The sequence below is a fragment of the Geodermatophilus sp. SYSU D00698 genome (assembly GCF_054050335.1).
The window spans coordinates 20,580-35,038 of sequence record NZ_JBJGZD010000016.1 but is presented as its reverse complement, the minus strand read 5'-3'; the positions used below and the strand labels follow the sequence as shown (position 1 = coordinate 35,038).

General features: G+C 75.7%; 18 protein-coding genes. 14 read left to right on the top strand and 4 right to left on the bottom strand.

All coding sequences use genetic code 11. The features are described from left to right. Positions 1 to 93: 93 nt before the first annotated feature. A complete protein-coding gene (locus ACI8AB_RS15245) occupies positions 94 to 834 on the top strand; it encodes a hypothetical protein (protein ID WP_456950790.1) in 741 nt (246 codons plus the stop codon). 130 nt (positions 835 to 964) lie between these two features. On the opposite strand, the gene ACI8AB_RS15240 is transcribed toward ACI8AB_RS15245, so the two are convergent. From ACI8AB_RS15240 to ACI8AB_RS15230, 3 genes are all read right to left on the bottom strand, one after another. Then, positions 965 to 2,470 (bottom strand): DUF222 domain-containing protein, encoded by a 1,506-nt coding sequence (locus ACI8AB_RS15240; RefSeq protein WP_456950789.1) that lies wholly within the window; start codon positions 2,468 to 2,470, stop codon positions 965 to 967. Positions 2,471 to 2,524: 54 nt separating this feature from the next. After that, the gene (locus ACI8AB_RS15235; RefSeq protein ID WP_456950788.1) at positions 2,525 to 2,791 is read right to left on the bottom strand and encodes a DUF1905 domain-containing protein; all 267 of its coding nucleotides are present in this window, start codon (positions 2,789 to 2,791) and stop codon (positions 2,525 to 2,527) included. A 145-nt stretch (positions 2,792 to 2,936) separates the two neighbouring features. Next, positions 2,937 to 3,782, bottom strand: coding sequence for an alpha/beta fold hydrolase (locus ACI8AB_RS15230; protein ID WP_456950787.1), 846 nt, complete (start codon positions 3,780 to 3,782; stop codon positions 2,937 to 2,939). Between the two features lie 140 nt (positions 3,783 to 3,922). On the opposite strand from ACI8AB_RS15230, the gene ACI8AB_RS15225 reads away from it, so the two are divergent. From ACI8AB_RS15225 to ACI8AB_RS15185, 9 genes are all read left to right on the top strand, one after another. Then, positions 3,923 to 4,645, top strand: a complete 723-nt coding sequence (locus ACI8AB_RS15225) for a prepilin peptidase (RefSeq protein ID WP_456950786.1) — start codon at positions 3,923 to 3,925, stop codon at positions 4,643 to 4,645. Positions 4,646 to 4,826: 181 nt separating this feature from the next. Further along, complete coding sequence (locus ACI8AB_RS15220; protein WP_387989024.1) at positions 4,827 to 5,051, top strand: Flp family type IVb pilin; 225 nt, start codon at positions 4,827 to 4,829, stop codon at positions 5,049 to 5,051. Between the two features lie 83 nt (positions 5,052 to 5,134). Next, a complete protein-coding gene (locus tag ACI8AB_RS15215) occupies positions 5,135 to 5,530 on the top strand; it encodes a TadE/TadG family type IV pilus assembly protein (RefSeq protein ID WP_456950785.1) in 396 nt (131 codons plus the stop codon). Continuing rightward, positions 5,527 to 6,504, top strand: a complete 978-nt coding sequence (locus ACI8AB_RS15210; protein WP_456950784.1) for a pilus assembly protein TadG-related protein — start codon at positions 5,527 to 5,529, stop codon at positions 6,502 to 6,504. The genes ACI8AB_RS15215 and ACI8AB_RS15210 overlap by 4 nt, the downstream gene beginning before the upstream one ends. Before the next feature lie 10 nt (positions 6,505 to 6,514). After that, positions 6,515 to 7,327 carry a Flp pilus assembly protein CpaB gene (cpaB, locus tag ACI8AB_RS15205; RefSeq protein WP_456950783.1) on the top strand — a complete coding sequence of 271 codons (813 nt, stop codon included), beginning with the start codon at positions 6,515 to 6,517 and terminating at the stop codon, positions 7,325 to 7,327. Beyond that, on the top strand, positions 7,324 to 8,514 hold the full coding sequence (locus tag ACI8AB_RS15200) for an AAA family ATPase (RefSeq protein WP_456950782.1): 1,191 nt from the start codon (positions 7,324 to 7,326) through the stop codon (positions 8,512 to 8,514). The genes cpaB and ACI8AB_RS15200 overlap by 4 nt, the downstream gene beginning before the upstream one ends. 60 nt (positions 8,515 to 8,574) lie before the next feature. Then, positions 8,575 to 10,008, top strand: a complete 1,434-nt coding sequence (locus tag ACI8AB_RS15195; protein WP_456950781.1) for a CpaF family protein — start codon at positions 8,575 to 8,577, stop codon at positions 10,006 to 10,008. Then, complete coding sequence (locus ACI8AB_RS15190; protein WP_456950780.1) at positions 10,008 to 10,949, top strand: type II secretion system F family protein; 942 nt, start codon at positions 10,008 to 10,010, stop codon at positions 10,947 to 10,949. The genes ACI8AB_RS15195 and ACI8AB_RS15190 overlap by 1 nt, the downstream gene beginning before the upstream one ends. Then, positions 10,949 to 11,848 (top strand): type II secretion system F family protein, encoded by a 900-nt coding sequence (locus ACI8AB_RS15185; RefSeq protein ID WP_456950779.1) that lies wholly within the window; start codon positions 10,949 to 10,951, stop codon positions 11,846 to 11,848. Before ACI8AB_RS15190 ends, ACI8AB_RS15185 begins: the two co-directional genes overlap by 1 nt. A gap of 58 nt (positions 11,849 to 11,906) precedes the next feature. On the opposite strand, the gene ACI8AB_RS15180 is transcribed toward ACI8AB_RS15185, so the two are convergent. Further along, positions 11,907 to 12,269 (bottom strand): hypothetical protein, encoded by a 363-nt coding sequence (locus ACI8AB_RS15180; protein ID WP_456950778.1) that lies wholly within the window; start codon positions 12,267 to 12,269, stop codon positions 11,907 to 11,909. Between the two features lie 133 nt (positions 12,270 to 12,402). On the opposite strand from ACI8AB_RS15180, the gene ACI8AB_RS15175 reads away from it, so the two are divergent. The 4 genes from ACI8AB_RS15175 to ACI8AB_RS15160 are packed head-to-tail and all read left to right on the top strand — an operon-like array spanning position 12,403 to position 14,459. Further along, positions 12,403 to 13,536 carry a baeRF2 domain-containing protein gene (locus ACI8AB_RS15175; RefSeq protein ID WP_456950777.1) on the top strand — a complete coding sequence of 378 codons (1,134 nt, stop codon included), beginning with the start codon at positions 12,403 to 12,405 and terminating at the stop codon, positions 13,534 to 13,536. Positions 13,537 to 13,550: 14 nt separating this feature from the next. Continuing rightward, a complete protein-coding gene (locus ACI8AB_RS15170) occupies positions 13,551 to 13,808 on the top strand; it encodes a DUF2795 domain-containing protein (protein WP_456950776.1) in 258 nt (85 codons plus the stop codon). Between the two features lie 10 nt (positions 13,809 to 13,818). Beyond that, on the top strand, positions 13,819 to 14,049 hold the full coding sequence (locus tag ACI8AB_RS15165) for a hypothetical protein (RefSeq protein ID WP_456936507.1): 231 nt from the start codon (positions 13,819 to 13,821) through the stop codon (positions 14,047 to 14,049). Next, positions 14,046 to 14,459 (top strand): acyl-CoA thioesterase, encoded by a 414-nt coding sequence (locus ACI8AB_RS15160; protein WP_456950851.1) that lies wholly within the window; start codon positions 14,046 to 14,048, stop codon positions 14,457 to 14,459. The genes ACI8AB_RS15165 and ACI8AB_RS15160 overlap by 4 nt, the downstream gene beginning before the upstream one ends.

The following is a 14,459-nucleotide window of genomic DNA, read 5'->3' as shown; positions in this document are numbered from 1 at the left end:
CCCGACCCGCGAGACGGTCCGTCCCCGTGGCGCCGGCCCGGCGGTCCCCGCCGGCTCCCCGCTGCGGGGCGTCCCGTCCGCGCGAGGACCGACATGACCACGCAGCTCTCCCGCCCGCCGTCGCCCTGGCCGGGCTCGCGCCACGAGACCGAGCACCGCTGGGACCTCGACGACGTCGTCTCCCTGGCCGACGCCGCCGCCCGGGTCCGCGCACTGGCCGCCGAGCTCCGCGCCGCGCACGTCGCCGGCTGGACGCTGACCGAGCCCATGCGCGACGGCCACCTGCTCGCGAGCCGCCCTTCCCGGCGGCAGCGCGCCCACTCGTCCCCGGCGCCGGTGCCGCCGCCGGCGCCCGGCGTCGCCCCCGCCCTGCGCTGGCGGGTCCGGGTGGTCGACGAGCCGCCCGTCCCCGGCGACGAGGTGCTGTCCCTCGCCGCCGTCCCCGGCAGCCCCGTCGTCGCCCACAGCGGGGGAGGAGCGGCGCAGGTCGGCGGGCCGGACCTGCCGTCCGAGGTGCTCACCGAGCTCACCCGCCAGGTGCCGGCGGCGGAGTTCGGCTCCCGGAGGTGGGCGGTCGTCGCGGCCCGGGTCGGTCCCGGCCGTGACCTGGTCGCCGAGGGCAGCGCCCTGCGGGTGCACGCCGTGGCCGGCGGCGTCCTCGTCCGGACGGTCGAGTCGCTGACCTTCCGGCACGCGGCCGACCGCGCCGCTTCGCTGCCCGACGCGGCGGCCGCCTACGAGCGGCTGGCGAAGGCGGCGGAGGCGATGGCCGCGGCGGGTGGGCGGCTGACCGAGACCGACGACGGCCTGCTGCACGTCCGGTACGGCCGCTGACGTGGGCACGCGCCAGGGCAGCCGGGCACCTCGGCAGGGAGTCGGCGGCTACGGCGGCTGCGGCGCTGCGGTGCGGTGGGGACGGGCGTCGGCTCGGCGTAGGTGCACGAGCCGACGCCCGCCGGCTCGGTCAGAACGGTGGCGGCTCGTCGTCCGGGTCGGCCGGTGACGGTGGGCCGGGATCGGCCGGTGGCGGGTCGGGTTCGGCCGGTGGCGGGTGCAGGCCCGGTGGCCGGGTCGTCCGCGTGACTCCTGACGGTGTCGTCACCGTCAGCACGCCGTCGGCGGTCATCTCGAACCGCCAGCCCGTCGCGAGGGTCTTCAGGCGGTGGTGGCTGCGGCACAGGCAGCACAGGTTGGCGCAGTCGGTGGCGCCGCCGGCGGCGTGGGGGACGACGTGGTCGGTGTCGGCCCAGCCGACGCGCTGGCCGCAGGTGGGGAAGCGGCAGCTGCGGTCGCGGGTGTGCACGAACGCCTGCTGCTGGGCCGAGGGCTCGTAGTTGTCCGTCTCGGCCGGGCGGTCGAGCACCGCGCACTCGCAGTCGGCGTCGGCCGGGTGGTCGGCGCAGCCGGTGCGGACCAGCCGGCGCAACCGGTCGAGGGTGGTCGTCGCCCGCAGCGTGCCGTCGTCGTCGACCAGCGCCAGCGTCACCGATCCGCCCTCCGGTGCCCGGACGCCGAGGGCCTCCAGTTGCTGCAGGAGCTCCCGGAGGTGGGCGGCGGTGATCGGCAGCCCGTTGACCTGGCCGGCCTCGCCGCCGCGGCCGGCCAGCGCGGCGAGGGTGGCGATGACCTGCAGATGGGCGCTCACCGGCGGGCGGCTGGTCTCCCCCGGGCGCTGCAGCAGATCGGCGAGGACCAGGGTGCGCAACTGCCCGATCGGCCGCTGGTCCCCGTCGGCCTTCAGCATCCGGGCGAGTGCGTCCACGACCGCGAAGCTGGTCGCGGCGAGGTCGGCGGGCAGGTCGGCGGCGAGGGTGGCCATGCCGTCGAACGGGCAGTCGTACAGCCGCACGTCGGCGTGCCGCTGCGCGGTCGCCCTCCGCTGATCGATCGCCTCGGCGTCGGCCTCCAGCAGCAGCGCCAGCGCGCGGTCCTTGAGCGTGCGCACCGTCAGTTGCGTCGCGCTCGGCAGCAGCCGGGCCTCGATCGTCCGGGCGGTCGCCGCGCTCGTGTGCTCCAGCACGTCGACCAGCGCCGTGGCACGGGCCTCGTCGAGCGCGCCGGCGGCCAGCGCCGCCCAGGTGGCGGGCAGGTGGGAGCGGTACGTCCAGGCGCGGTGGGCGAGGTGGGAGGCGGTGCCCCGGCCGACGTGGAGCACCACCGCCAGCTCGGCGGTGAAGAACTCCGCCACCCCGGGCAGCTCGACATCCGGCGCCCACGACCCGCGGCGGGCGCCCGGGGTGCCGGGCGCGGGATCGGCGTCGGCCGGTGTGTCGTCGGCCAGGCCCAGGACCAGCTCGGCCTCGTAGGCGGCGGTCATCGCCTTGAGCGCGGCCATCCGCTGCAGCTCGGCGGCCTTCTGCTCCCGCGACAGCAGCGCCACCGGCAGCCGGGGGATCGACACCGGCTGCTCCAGCAGCCAGCCGGCGAGCGCGCGCTCCACCGGCGAGACGTACTCCGCGACCTCCTCCACACCCCGCACGCTACGGCCGGGGTACGACAGTTCCCGCAGGTCAGCGGCGGGTTCTCACAACCGGACGGGGTCCACCTCGACGTCGACCGCGACGACGTCGCCGTCGTCCTTGTCCCGCCGGATCCGCGCGGGCACGGGGAGCAGCCAGCCCGCCGCGCGGTCGCGCCAGACGCTGGTCGACCACGTGCGCCCGTCGACGGTCGCGGTCACCGGCACCCGCCCGAAGGGACCGGCGGTCTCCGGCGCGTGCTCCGGCGGCACGGGCGCGAACACCCAGCCGCCGGCACCGGGCCACCGCACGAGCGTCGCGTCGAAGGTCACGCGCGCAGCCTGCCCGACGGTGACGACGATCCGGTCGCCTCGGTCCGTGAGGAACAGTCCCGGTGACGGCGAGCGGCACGCAGACGAGCACGGAGCGCCTGCGACAGTCCCGGGACGACGTGCACGGACCCGACCGTGCCGGTGGTCAGGCAGCCAGCGCGCTGAGCACGTCCCGCGCGCGGGTCCACAGCAGCGCGCCGCCCTCGTCGTCGAGCACGGTGTGCCGGGCGCCGGGGATCCGGGCGGTCAGGCCGCGGCCGAGGTCGGGGGAGTGGACGGTGCTGGTGTCGTGCGCGCCGTACCAGAGGTGCACCGGCACGGTCAGGTCCTCGGGGCGGACCGGCCAGTGCCCCAGTGCGGTCACCAGGTCGCGCGCGTAACCGGCGGCACCCTGGCGGAACCCGTCGTCGAGCGCGGCACGGACGGCGCCGCCGAGGTCGGTGCCTTCGTAGCGGGTGCGGTCGACCGGTGCGGCGGTGGTGAGGACGACGTCCCACAGCCAGTCCGCCGTCGCGACCCGGGCGATCTCCCGCTCGAAGCCGGCCGGGTCGGCGTCGGCGGCGTCGAGCATGCCCGCCACCTCGGGCACCAGCAGGCGTCGCTGCGCGCGCAGGTCGTCCTGCCCGGCCACGAGCGCGAGCGCGTCCAGCAGGCCGGCGTCTGCCAGCGCGACGGCGAACGGGGCGCCCTGCGAGAAGCCGACCCCGAGGACGCGCTGCAGGCCCAGCGCGGCGACCAGGTGCCCGACGTCGTCCGCCCAGGACGCGTACGTCTTCGCGGGGTCCGGGGAGGACCGCCCCAGGCCGGGGCGGTCGAGCGCGAGCAGCCGCAGGCCCAGGCCGGACAGTTCACCGGTACCGAAGCCGAGGACGCCGCTCATCCCGGCCCCCGGGCAGAACAGCACCGGCCGCCCGTCCGCCGGCCCCCACTCGGACCAGGCGAGCTCGCGCCCGTCGGGCAGGCGGAGGGCGCACGGCGTCCCGGGCTCCATGCGTCCTCCTCGTGCGGTCCCGGGCCGACCCGTTCGCCGGCCGCCGAGATCCTGCCACCGTGACGGGGCCCGGGATCTCACCCGAAGGGGGCGCATTTCGCTCACCGGCCTGCACGTCGCGTCGTGCCATCGTGACCGCCGTGTCCGCCACCGCTGCCGCCACCGGGGTCGTCGCGCTCCTCGGTCTGGCCGCGGGCGTGGCGGTCGACCGGGCTGCGGCGAGCTTCCCGTGGCCGGCCGCCGGGCGGCGGACCCGGAGCCGGAACACCCGGGTGCCCGCGGGCGCACCGGCGATCCCGTCCCGGGACCGGCACGTGGAGGAGCGGCCGGCGGCGCGGCCGGCCCTGGTCCTCCTGACCGCCACGCTGTGTGCGCTGACCGCGTGGCGGTTCGGCGTCTCCGCCGAGCTGCCCGCCTACCTCCTGCTGGCCGTCGTCGGGGTGCTGCTGGCCGCGATCGACCGGCGGCACTCGCTGCTGCCCAACCGGGTCGTGCTGCCCACCCTGGTCGCGGGCGGCGTCCTGCTCGCCGGCGCCGCGGCGGTCGCGGGGGAGTGGCCGGCGCTGCTGCGTGCGGTGCTCGCGGCCGCGGCGGTGTTCGGCGTGCTGCTGGCCATGGCGCTGGTCTCACCGCGCGGCATGGGGATGGGGGACGTGAAGCTGGGCGCCGTCCTCGGCTTGTACCTCGGCTGGCTGGGCTGGCCGCACGTCGTGCTCGGCCTGTTCACCGGGTTCGCCGTCCAGGCGGTGCTGGCCCTGGTGCTGATGGCGGTCCGTCGCGTGGGACTGCGCACGGAGCTGCCCTTCGGCCCGGCGCTGCTGCTGGGCACCGGACTGGTGGTCCTGGCCCCGCTCGTTCCCTGACGAAACCCGAACACTCACAGTGACCGCCCGGCTGCGGAGCGCACCGGGAGGATGAACCCTGTCCGTGGACGGGGTGAAGGACCCTCAAGTCTCCGCACCTCCTGCTCGACGGTGTCCCCAGCGCCGTGGCTGGCCGGGTCGACCGATCCGGACCGGCGGCCCACCCCCACAGGAGAGAACCGTGCTGAACCCGCTCGCCACCCTCGTCACCCTCGTCTCCCTCGCCAAGGACCGCGTCGAGCGGGAGGAGAAGGGGGCCACCGCCGTCGAGTACGGCCTGCTCGTCGGCCTGATCGCCGTCGCGATCATCGCGACCCTGGTCCTGCTCGGCCCCGAGCTCAAGGACCTCTTCGACAAGGTGCTGACCGGCCTCGAGGGCGCCAACGCCGCCGGCGGGGCCAGCTGACCCAGCCAGACCCCACTCCGGGCGTCGTGGCGACGACGAGTCGCCACGACGCCCGGCCGCAGCGTCCAGGGAGGGAGGCTGACATGAGGAAGCGGTTGCACCGCGAGCGCGGCGCCAGCGTCGTCGAGTTCGCGCTGATCGTGCCCCTGCTGATGATCCTGGTCCTCGGCATCGTCGAGTTCGGCCACGCCTTCCAGGTCCAGGGGACCCTGTCCGCGGCGGCCCGCGAGGGCGCCCGGGTCATGGCGCTGCAGAGCAACCCGGCCGCCGCCCGCGCCGCTGTCCGCGACGCCGCCCCCACCCTCGACCCGGCGATCACCGACGCCCAGATCGCCATCACGCCCGCCGCGTGCCCGATGACCGCCACGACGACGGCCAACGTGCGGGTGACCATCAGCTACCCGATGCCCTTCCTGACCGGCTTCTTCGGCGTCGACGTCGACCTGACCGGGACGGGGGTCATGCGGTGCAACGGTTGACCCGCCCCCTGCAGGCCCGCGTCCGGCGCCGGCTGGCCGGCGAGCGCGGCGCGGTGGCCGTACTGCTGTCCGTCCTGCTCGTCCCGCTGCTCGGCTTCACCGCGATCGCCGTCGACGTCGGCGCCCTCTACGCCGACAAGGCCCGCCTCCAGGTCGCCGCCGACGCCGCCGCCCTCGCCGTGGCCCGCGACTGCGCCCGCGGCGCCTGCGGCGACATGCAGGCCACCGCCCAGGAGCTGGTCGACGCCAACGACGAGGCCGCCGCCGGCGCCGGCGCGGCCACCGCGGCCCCGCCGGTGCTGCAGAGCGGGCCCACCCGCGTGACGGTCACCGGCAGCGCCCCCCGCGAGCACTGGTTCGCCCCGGTGATCGGCCACGACGCGAGTTCCGTCTCGGCGACGGCGACCGTCACCTGGGGCGCGCCCAGCGGCGGGACGGCGATGCTGCCGCTGATCTTCTCCTGGTGCGAGTGGCGGGCCCAGACCGGCGGCGGCATGCCCTCGGGCACCACGGAACGCACCATCGTGCTGCCCAAGAAGTCCGACACCGGCTGCACCGGCCCCTCGCGCATGTTCGTGCCCGGCGGCTTCGGCTGGCTGGAGTCCGACGGCGGCAACACCTGCAAGGCCACCACGCGGATGGGCAACCGCTTCGACTCCGAGCCGGGCAACAACCCCTCGCAGGGCTGCTCGGTCGGCGACGTCGCGGCCCTGGTCGGCCGGACCGTGCTGCTCCCCATCTTCGACGAGGCCGGCGGCACCGGCAGCGGCGCCTGGTACGAGGTCTACGGCTACGCCGCCTTCACGATCACCGGCTACCACTTCGGCGGGCTCTTCGACTCCGGTGAGCCCTGCAAGGGCGAGGAGCGCTGCATCCGCGGCTACTTCACCCGCTTCGTCGACGCCTCCGGCGCCTTCGACACCAGCACCGACGCCCCGGACCTGGGCGCGTCCGTCCTCCGACTGATCCGATAGGGGCCCTTCCGTGAGACGCCGACTGCTCGCCGCCGTCGCGGCGCTGGTCCTCGTGGCCGCCGGCACCGTGGTGCTGCTGGCCTACGTGCGCGGCGCCGACGCCCGCGCCCTCGCAGGGGTGCGCACGGTCGAGGTGCTCGTGGTCGACCAGCCGATCCCCGAGGGCACCCCGGCCGACGAGGTCGCCGACCTGGTCCGCACCGAGGTGCTGCCCGCCAAGGCGGCGGTCGAGGGGCGGGTGACCGACCTCGACCAGCTCGCCGGCCGGGTCGCCACCGCGGACCTCGAGCCCGGCGAGCAGCTGCTGGCCGGCCGGTTCGCCGCGCCCGGCGACCTGCAGGCGCCCGGCACCGTGCCGGTGCCCGAGGGGCTGTCGGAGGTGAGCGTGGTCCTCGAGCCGCAGCGCGCGGTCGGGGGCCGGCTGGCCGCCGGCGATGAGATCGGCGTCTACATCTCGATGGAGCTGCAGGGCAACATCGACGCCGACCCCGAGGACGAGCAGATCGGCACCACGCACGCCACCCTGCACGGCGTCCTCGTCACCCAGGTCCAGGGCGCGCCCGCGCCCGCCGGCACCGAGGGCGGGCAGGTGGAGACCGCCTCGGCCACCAGCGTCGCCCCGACGGGGAACGTGATGGTCACGATGGCCCTGCCGGCCCGCGACGCCGAGCGGGTGGTCTTCGGCATGGAGCACGCGACCGTCTGGCTGGCCCTCGAGCGCGAGGGCACCGACACCTCCGGCACCCGCGTGGTCACCCAGGGCAACGTCTACGGCGACCTGCTCGCCGCCCTCGGCGCCGTGGCCGCGGAGTCGGCCGAATGAGCCGCGTCGTCCTCGCCGGCGCCGGCGACGACCTGCGGGAGGCGGTCGCGGTCGCCGTGGACGGCGACGTCCAGGTGCTGCCCCCCGGCCGGCTGCCCGGCGACCCGGCGCGGCTGTTCGAGCTGCTGACCGACAACGAGCTGCCCGACGTCCTGCTCGTCGGCCCGCTGGCGCCCCTGCACGAGGTGCTCACCCTGGCCGGGCGGCTGGACGTGCAGTGCCCCGGCATCAGCGTCGTGCTGGTCGCCGAGCCCACACCGGAGTTGTGGCAGGCGGCGATGCGGGCCGGCATCCGCGACCTGCTGCCACCGCGTGCCGAGCCCGCCGACGTCGCCGCGGCCGTGGAGCGCGCCGGCGCGGCCGCCGCCGACCGGCGCCGGGTGCTGCGGCCGCTGGACGAGACCGCCCGCTTCACCGGCCGCGTCGTCACCGTGGCCTCCCCGAAGGGCGGCGTGGGCAAGACGACGGTGGCGACCAACCTCGCCGTCGGCCTGGCCGCCACGGCCCCGCAGGGGACCGTGCTGGTCGACCTCGACGTGCAGTTCGGCGACGTGGCCTCCGCGCTCGGCCTGGTGCCCGAGTACACGCTGCCCGACGCCGTCCACGGCCCGGCCAGCCAGGACACGATGGTCCTCAAGACCTTCCTCACCCAGCACCCCAGCGGGCTGTTCGCCGTCTGCGGGTCGGAGTCGCCGGCCGCCGGGGACACGGTCACCGCCGAGGACGTCACCCGGCTGCTCACCGCCCTGTCCCGGGAGTTCCGCTACGTCGTCGTCGACACCGCACCGGGACTCTCGGAGCACACGCTGGCCGCCATCGACGGCGCCACCGACGTGGTCCTGCTCAGCAGCATGGACGTGCCCGGCGTCCGCGGCCTGCGCAAGGAGGTGCAGGTGCTGGGCGAGCTCGGCATGATCCCGGCCGGCCGGCACGTGGTCATGAACATGGCCGACCCGAAGAGCGGGCTGTCGCAGCGCGACGTCGAGTCCGCGATCGGGACGGGGGTCGACGTCGTCGTCCCGCGGTCGCCCGCGGTCCCGGCGTCGACCAACCAGGGCGTGCCGATCCTCGCCGGCAACGGCAAGGACCCGGCGGCCAAGGAGCTGCGCCGGCTGGTCTCCCGGTTCGCCGCCACCCCGCTGGTCAAGCCCGGCCGCTACCGCGCCAAGCACCGGGCGGCGTCGTGACCTCCGCCTCGATGCACCGGGCGGCGTCGTGACCTCCACCTCGATGCACCGGGCGGCGTCGTGAACCTCGCCTCCCGCCTCGCCGCCGCCAAGGGCCGGCCGGCCGAGCCGGCGGCTCCTCCCGCGTCGGTGCAGGCACCGGCGCCGGCGGTCGTCCCCGCGCCCCGGCCCGTGTCCGCGGCCGCCCCGGCGCCCCCGACCGACGCCCTCACCCGGCTCAAGGACCGCGTCGCCAAGGCGCTGTTCGAGCGCATGGGGTCGCGGATGAACGACCCGTCGCTGTCGGAGGAGGCGCTGCGCGGCATCGTCCTCGGCGAGCTGGACACCGTCGTCGACGAGGAGAAGGTGCCGCTCTCGCCGGACGAGCGGGCCCGGCTGACCGCGGAGCTGGCCGACGACGTGCTCGGGTTCGGACCGCTGCAGAAGCTGCTCGACGACCCGACGGTCACCGAGATCATGTGCAACGGCCCCGAGATGGTCTACGTCGAGCAGAGCGGCAAGCTGGTGCGCAGCGCGGCCCGGTTCACCTCCGAGGAGCACCTGCGCCGGGTGATCGACCGGATCGTCTCCCGGGTGGGACGCCGGATCGACGAGTCCTCGCCGATGGTCGACGCGCGCCTCGCCGACGGCTCCCGCGTCAACGCGATCATCCCGCCGCTGGCCTTCTCCGGCTCGACGCTGACCATCCGCAAGTTCTCGAAGGACCCGTTCGGCGTCGACGACCTCATCGGCTTCGGCACGCTCAGCCCCGAGATGGCCGAGCTGCTGCACGCCTGCGTCGAGGCCCGGCTCAACATCATCGTCTCGGGCGGTACCGGGACCGGGAAGACGACGCTGCTCAACGTGCTGTCGTCGTTCATCCCGGAGGGCGAGCGGATCGTCACCATCGAGGACGCCGTCGAGCTGCAGCTGCAGCAGGAGCACGTCGTCCGCCTGGAGTCGCGCCCGCCCAACATCGAGGGCAGGGGTGCGATCACCATCCGCGACCTGGTCCGCAACAGCCTGCGGATGCGCCCCGACCGCATCGTGGTCGGGGAGTGCCGCGGCGGGGAGTCGCTGGACATGCTGCAGGCGATGAACACCGGCCACGACGGCTCGCTGTCGACGGTGCACGCCAACTCGCCCCGCGACGCCATCGCCCGGCTGGAGACGCTGGTGCTCATGGCCGGCATGGACCTGCCGCTGCGGGCCATCCGGGAGCAGATCGCCTCGGCAGTGGACGTCGTCGTCCAGCTGACCCGCCTCCGCGACGGCACCCGCCGGGTCACCCACGTGACCGAGGTGCAGGGCATGGAGGGGGAGACGGTGACCCTGCAGGACGCGTTCCTGTTCGACTACTCGGCCGGCGTCGACCCCTCGGGCCGCTTCCTCGGGAAGCCGGTGGCGACCGGCGTGCGGCCGCGGTTCACCGACCGCTTCGAGGAACTCGGCATCCGGGTCTCCCCGGCGGTGTTCGGGACGCCCGAGCCGGTGCACGCGCGGCGGTGGGCCTGATGTCCCCGGCGCTGCTGCTGCTCGGTCTGCTGCTGGTGACCGGCGGGCTGGCCGTCCTGGCGCTCGGCGCGGTGCCCGCGGGCCCGCGCCGGGTGCCGCTGGCCCGGCTGGACCCCACGGTCGCACCGCCGCCGACGCTGCTGACCAGGGTGGCCGCGCAGGCGCAGGGCGGCGTCGAGCAGGTGCTGGCGAGGCGGGGTGGCGTCGGGGCCGTCGCCTCCGCGCTCGAGCGGGCCGGCATCGCGATGGGGCCGGCCGAGGTGGTGCTGCTCACCGGCCTGGCCACGCTCGTCGCCGGTGCGCTCGGGTGGCTGCTCGGCGGCGTGCTCGCCGGGCTGCTGCTCGCCCTGCTCGTCCCGCTGGGCGCGCGGGTGGTGGTCCGGCTGCGGACCGGTCGGCGGCAGGCCCGGTTCGCCGACCAGCTCGACGACGCGCTGCAGCTGATGGCCAGCAGCCTGCGCGCCGGGCACAGCCTGCTGCGCGCGGTGGACGCGGTGGCCGACCAGGCGCCGGCCCCGATCGGGGAGGAGTTCGCCCGGATCGTCAACGAGACCCGGGTGGGCCGGGACCTCGGCGCCGCGCTGGACGAGGTGGCCGCGCGGGTGGACAGCGACGACTTCCGCTGGACCGCCCAGGCCATCGCCATCCACCGGGAGGTCGGCGGCAACCTGGCCGAGGTGCTCGACACCGTCGGCCACACGATCCGCGAGCGCAACGCGATCCGCCGCCAGGTGAAGGCGCTGTCGGCCGAGGGCCGGCTGTCGGCCTGGGTCCTCATGGCCCTGCCGGTCGGCATCGTCGCCTTCCTCGCGGTCACCAACCCGGCCTACCTCTCCGCGTTCACCGGGTCCCTGGCCGGCTGGGTCATGGTCGCCGTGTCGGCGGTCCTGCTGGTCGTCGGCGGGCTGTGGCTCAAGAAGACCGTGGCGATCCGGTTCTGATGAGCACCGTCCCCCCTCCCGTCCTCGCCGCGGTGCTCGCCGTGGCAGCCGGCGTCCCCCTGCTCGGCTGGGCGCTGTTCGCCCGCCCGCAGGACGCCGCCGCCCGGTCCCGGGCCAACCTCGCCCGCGGGCTCGACGTGCCGGGTGCCGGCCCGCGGGCCGCCGTCCGGGCCCGCCCGGGCCTCCTGGCCCGCCTGGTCTCCGCGCTGACGCCGGCGGGCACCGTCGTCCGGCTGGACCGGATGGCCGGCGCCGCCGGGCGGCCGGCGGCCTGGCCCGTCCCCCGGCTGGTCGCCGCCAAGCTGGTCCTGGCCGCCATCGCGGCGGCCCTCGGGCTGCTCCTCGTGAGCGGCCGCCCGGGGGGCCTCACCCTGCTCGTGGCCGTCGGCACGACGGTCGTCGCCTACTTCGTCCCGGAACTGCTCCTCCACAGCCGGGGCCAGGAACGCCAGCAGGCCATCGGGCTGGAGCTGGCCGACACCCTCGACCAGATGACGATCGCCGTGGAGGCCGGTCTCGGGTTCGAGGCCGCCATGGCGCGGGCCGGGCGGAACGGGCGCGGGCCGCTGGCCGAGGAGCTGGTGCGCACGCTGCAGGACATCGGCGTGGGGCAGCCCCGCCGCGAGGCCTACCTCGCGCTGGCCGACCGCACCGGGGTGGAGGACCTGCGGCGGTTCATCCGGGCCGTCGTGCAGGCCGACGTCTACGGCGTCTCGATCGCCGACGTGCTGCGCACCCAGGCGCAGGAGATGCGGCTCAAGCGCCGGCAGCGGGCCGAGGAGAAGGCCATGCAGATCCCGGTCAAGGTCCTCTTCCCGCTGATGCTGTGCATCCTGCCGGTCCTGTTCGTCGTGCTGCTCGGCCCGGCCGCCATGGACATCGTCGACGCCTTCAGCTGAGCGGAACGGCGGCCGCGCACCCGGTGGGGTGCGCGGCCGCCGTCGGGTCGGAGGGAGGTCAGGTGCCCTTGCGGTGGGTGCCGCTGGAGCGGGGCTGGGCGGGGTTGGTCGGGTCGCCGTGGGAGGGCGCGTTGACGGCGGGGCCGGTCGTGGCCTCGGACACCTTCGAGCCGGCGGAGGCGGCCACCGGGTCGTCGGCGGCCGCGGCCGCCGGGTCGCCGCCGGAGGGCTGGGCGCCCTCGTGCAGCGACTCCAGGCGGTTCTGCATCGCCATGACGACCTGCAGCCGGTTCGCGTGGGCCTTCTCGTAGTCGAGCACCGTCTGCAGGCCGGTGGCGTCCAGCGTGCGGATGCGCGAGATCAGTCCCTCCACCGGCAGGTGGTCGTAGTCGGGCAGCGGCAGCTGGTCGTGCTCGGTCATGGGGCAGCGCCTACCCGGACCCTTCCGATCCGACACGGTGTGTGGCGGTCGGGCCCGTGGGTAGGCGGCGGACAGTGCGCGTCCCGCCGAGGACGCCGTCCCACCGATCCGCACCGAGGAAGTGGTTCCACCCATGGACGTGTCCTTCCTGGCACCCGTCTTCGAGGCCGCCGGCCCCTACGCCACCGTGACCGCCGACGTCACGCACAACACCGAGAACGCCGACACCGAGCTCGACCTCCGCGTCCGCGCGGTGGCCGAGAAGCTCGCCGAGCAGGGCGCGCCGGAGGTCGTCGTCGAGGCGGTGCGCGGCCGGCTGCTCGAGGGCAACGACGGCGGCGAGGCCGGCACCGTCCGCGGCCGCGCGGTCGTCGTCGCCGCTGACGGCACCGTCGTGTTCGACTCCCAGCTCGCCGACGTGCCGCGGCAGGAGCTGGCCGAGTGGTCGCCCACGCCGGACCTGCTGCCGGTGCTGCGCGCGCTGCCCGGCCGCGTCCCGCACGTCGTCGTCCTCACCGACCGCACCGGTGCCGACCTCACCGTCGCGAGCCTCCCCGGCCACGCCGAGGAGGAGGAGACGGTGAAGGGCGACACCTTCCAGATCCGCAAGTTCCAGGGCGGCGGCTGGGCCCACCACCGGTACCAGCACAACGCCGAGAACAAGTGGGTGCACAACGCCGACGACGTCGCCGAGCACATCGCCTCGGTGGTGCGCCGGCTGCACCCCCGGTTCGTGCTGCTCGCCGGCGACATGCGCGCCCGGCAGATCCTCACCGACCGCGCCAGCGGCCTGTGGTCGGACCTGATCGTGTCCATGGACGAGGGCGGCCGCGCCGCCGGCGCCGACCGCGAGCCGATCGAGCGGAGGGCCGCCGAGCTCGTCGCCGAGCACGAGGCCCGCGACGAGGCCGACGCCGTCGAGAAGATCAGCTCGGCGGGCGCCCACGGGCTCGCGGTGACCGGGACGGCGAACGTCGTCGAGGCGCTGCGCAAGGCCCAGGTGGAGACGCTCGTGCTCGCCGACCCGGCCGACGACGAGAAGCTGCTCGTGGGCGCCTCGCCGCTGGAGCTCGGTGTCGACCAGGCCGACATGGACGCCCTCGGCGTGCAGGAGGCGCACTCGGTCCCGGCCGAGAACGCGCTGCTCGCGGCCGCCGTCGCCAGCACCGCCGGCGTCGTCGTCGTCCCGCGCGCGGCCATGCCCGGCGACATCCCGGTGGCGGCGGTGCTCCGCTACACCGACGACTCCACCCCCACCCCGCAGTGACGGAGGCAGCAGACATGACCGACCCCCGCCAGGAGGGCACCCCCGCCGGCACCAGCCCGGCCGACGTGGACCGGCGCGCCGCGATCGCCGAGGCGCTCGGCAAGGAGGTGTGGCCGGCCGACCGCGACGCGCTCGTGGCGAAGGCGCAGGAGTCCAACGCCACCGACCGCGTGCTCGGCGACCTGCGCCGCCTGCCGGAGGGGCAGACGTTCGAGAACGTCCAGGACGTCACCCGGGCGCTGGGCATCGGCACCGAGCAGCACCGGTTCTGAGGAGGTCCGCGTGACCACGAACAAGGAACCGAGCCCGGAGGCCCTGGCCAACGTCACCGAGCACAACGTCGAGACCCGCGCCGACCTGCTGCCCGAGGAGGCCGGCATGAAGGGCAGCGGCATGGAGGAGGTGGCCGCCGAGGTGATCCTCGCCGAGTCCGAGGAGCGCACCGTGCACCCCGACCCGGACGACGCCCAGGGCGCGCACCGCCAGTCGGCGGAGACGGCGGACCTCCCCTGAGCGAGCGGCACGAGCACCCGGTCCAGCTCCGCTGGTCGGACACCGACGTCTTCGGGCACGTCAACCACGCGCGCGTCCTCGGCCTGCTCGAGGACGCCCGGCTGGCCATGGTCGACCCCACGCCGGGCGGGGGGATCATCCTCGCCCGGCTGGAGGTCGACTACCTGCGGCAGGTGCACTACCGGATCGGGGAGCACCTGACGGTGTCGACGTCGATCACGCGGCTGGGCCGCAGCTCCATCGGCATGTGCCAGGAGCTCACCCAGGACGGGCAGGTGGCCCTGCGCGCGGAGATGGTGCTGGTCAACTTCGACTACGCCGCCGACGCCTCGGCGCCCCTGACCGAGGCGCAGCGGGCCCACTGGTCCCGCTGGCTGGTCGACCGGCCGGGGGACGCCGCGGACCGCTGA

Coding starts and splice junctions, on each gene's coding strand:
- ACI8AB_RS15180 (WP_456950778.1), bottom strand. CDS start 12,269: ATGACCGAGCACGACCAGCTGCCGCTGCCCGACTACGACCACCTGCCG.
- ACI8AB_RS15230 (WP_456950787.1), bottom strand. CDS start 3,782: ATGGAGCCCGGGACGCCGTGCGCCCTCCGCCTGCCCGACGGGCGCGAG.
- ACI8AB_RS15170 (WP_456950776.1), top strand. CDS start 13,551: ATGACCGACCCCCGCCAGGAGGGCACCCCCGCCGGCACCAGCCCGGCC.
- ACI8AB_RS15215 (WP_456950785.1), top strand. CDS start 5,135: ATGAGGAAGCGGTTGCACCGCGAGCGCGGCGCCAGCGTCGTCGAGTTC.
- ACI8AB_RS15245 (WP_456950790.1), top strand. CDS start 94: ATGACCACGCAGCTCTCCCGCCCGCCGTCGCCCTGGCCGGGCTCGCGC.
- ACI8AB_RS15185 (WP_456950779.1), top strand. CDS start 10,949: ATGAGCACCGTCCCCCCTCCCGTCCTCGCCGCGGTGCTCGCCGTGGCA.
- ACI8AB_RS15200 (WP_456950782.1), top strand. CDS start 7,324: ATGAGCCGCGTCGTCCTCGCCGGCGCCGGCGACGACCTGCGGGAGGCG.
- ACI8AB_RS15175 (WP_456950777.1), top strand. CDS start 12,403: ATGGACGTGTCCTTCCTGGCACCCGTCTTCGAGGCCGCCGGCCCCTAC.
- ACI8AB_RS15190 (WP_456950780.1), top strand. CDS start 10,008: ATGTCCCCGGCGCTGCTGCTGCTCGGTCTGCTGCTGGTGACCGGCGGG.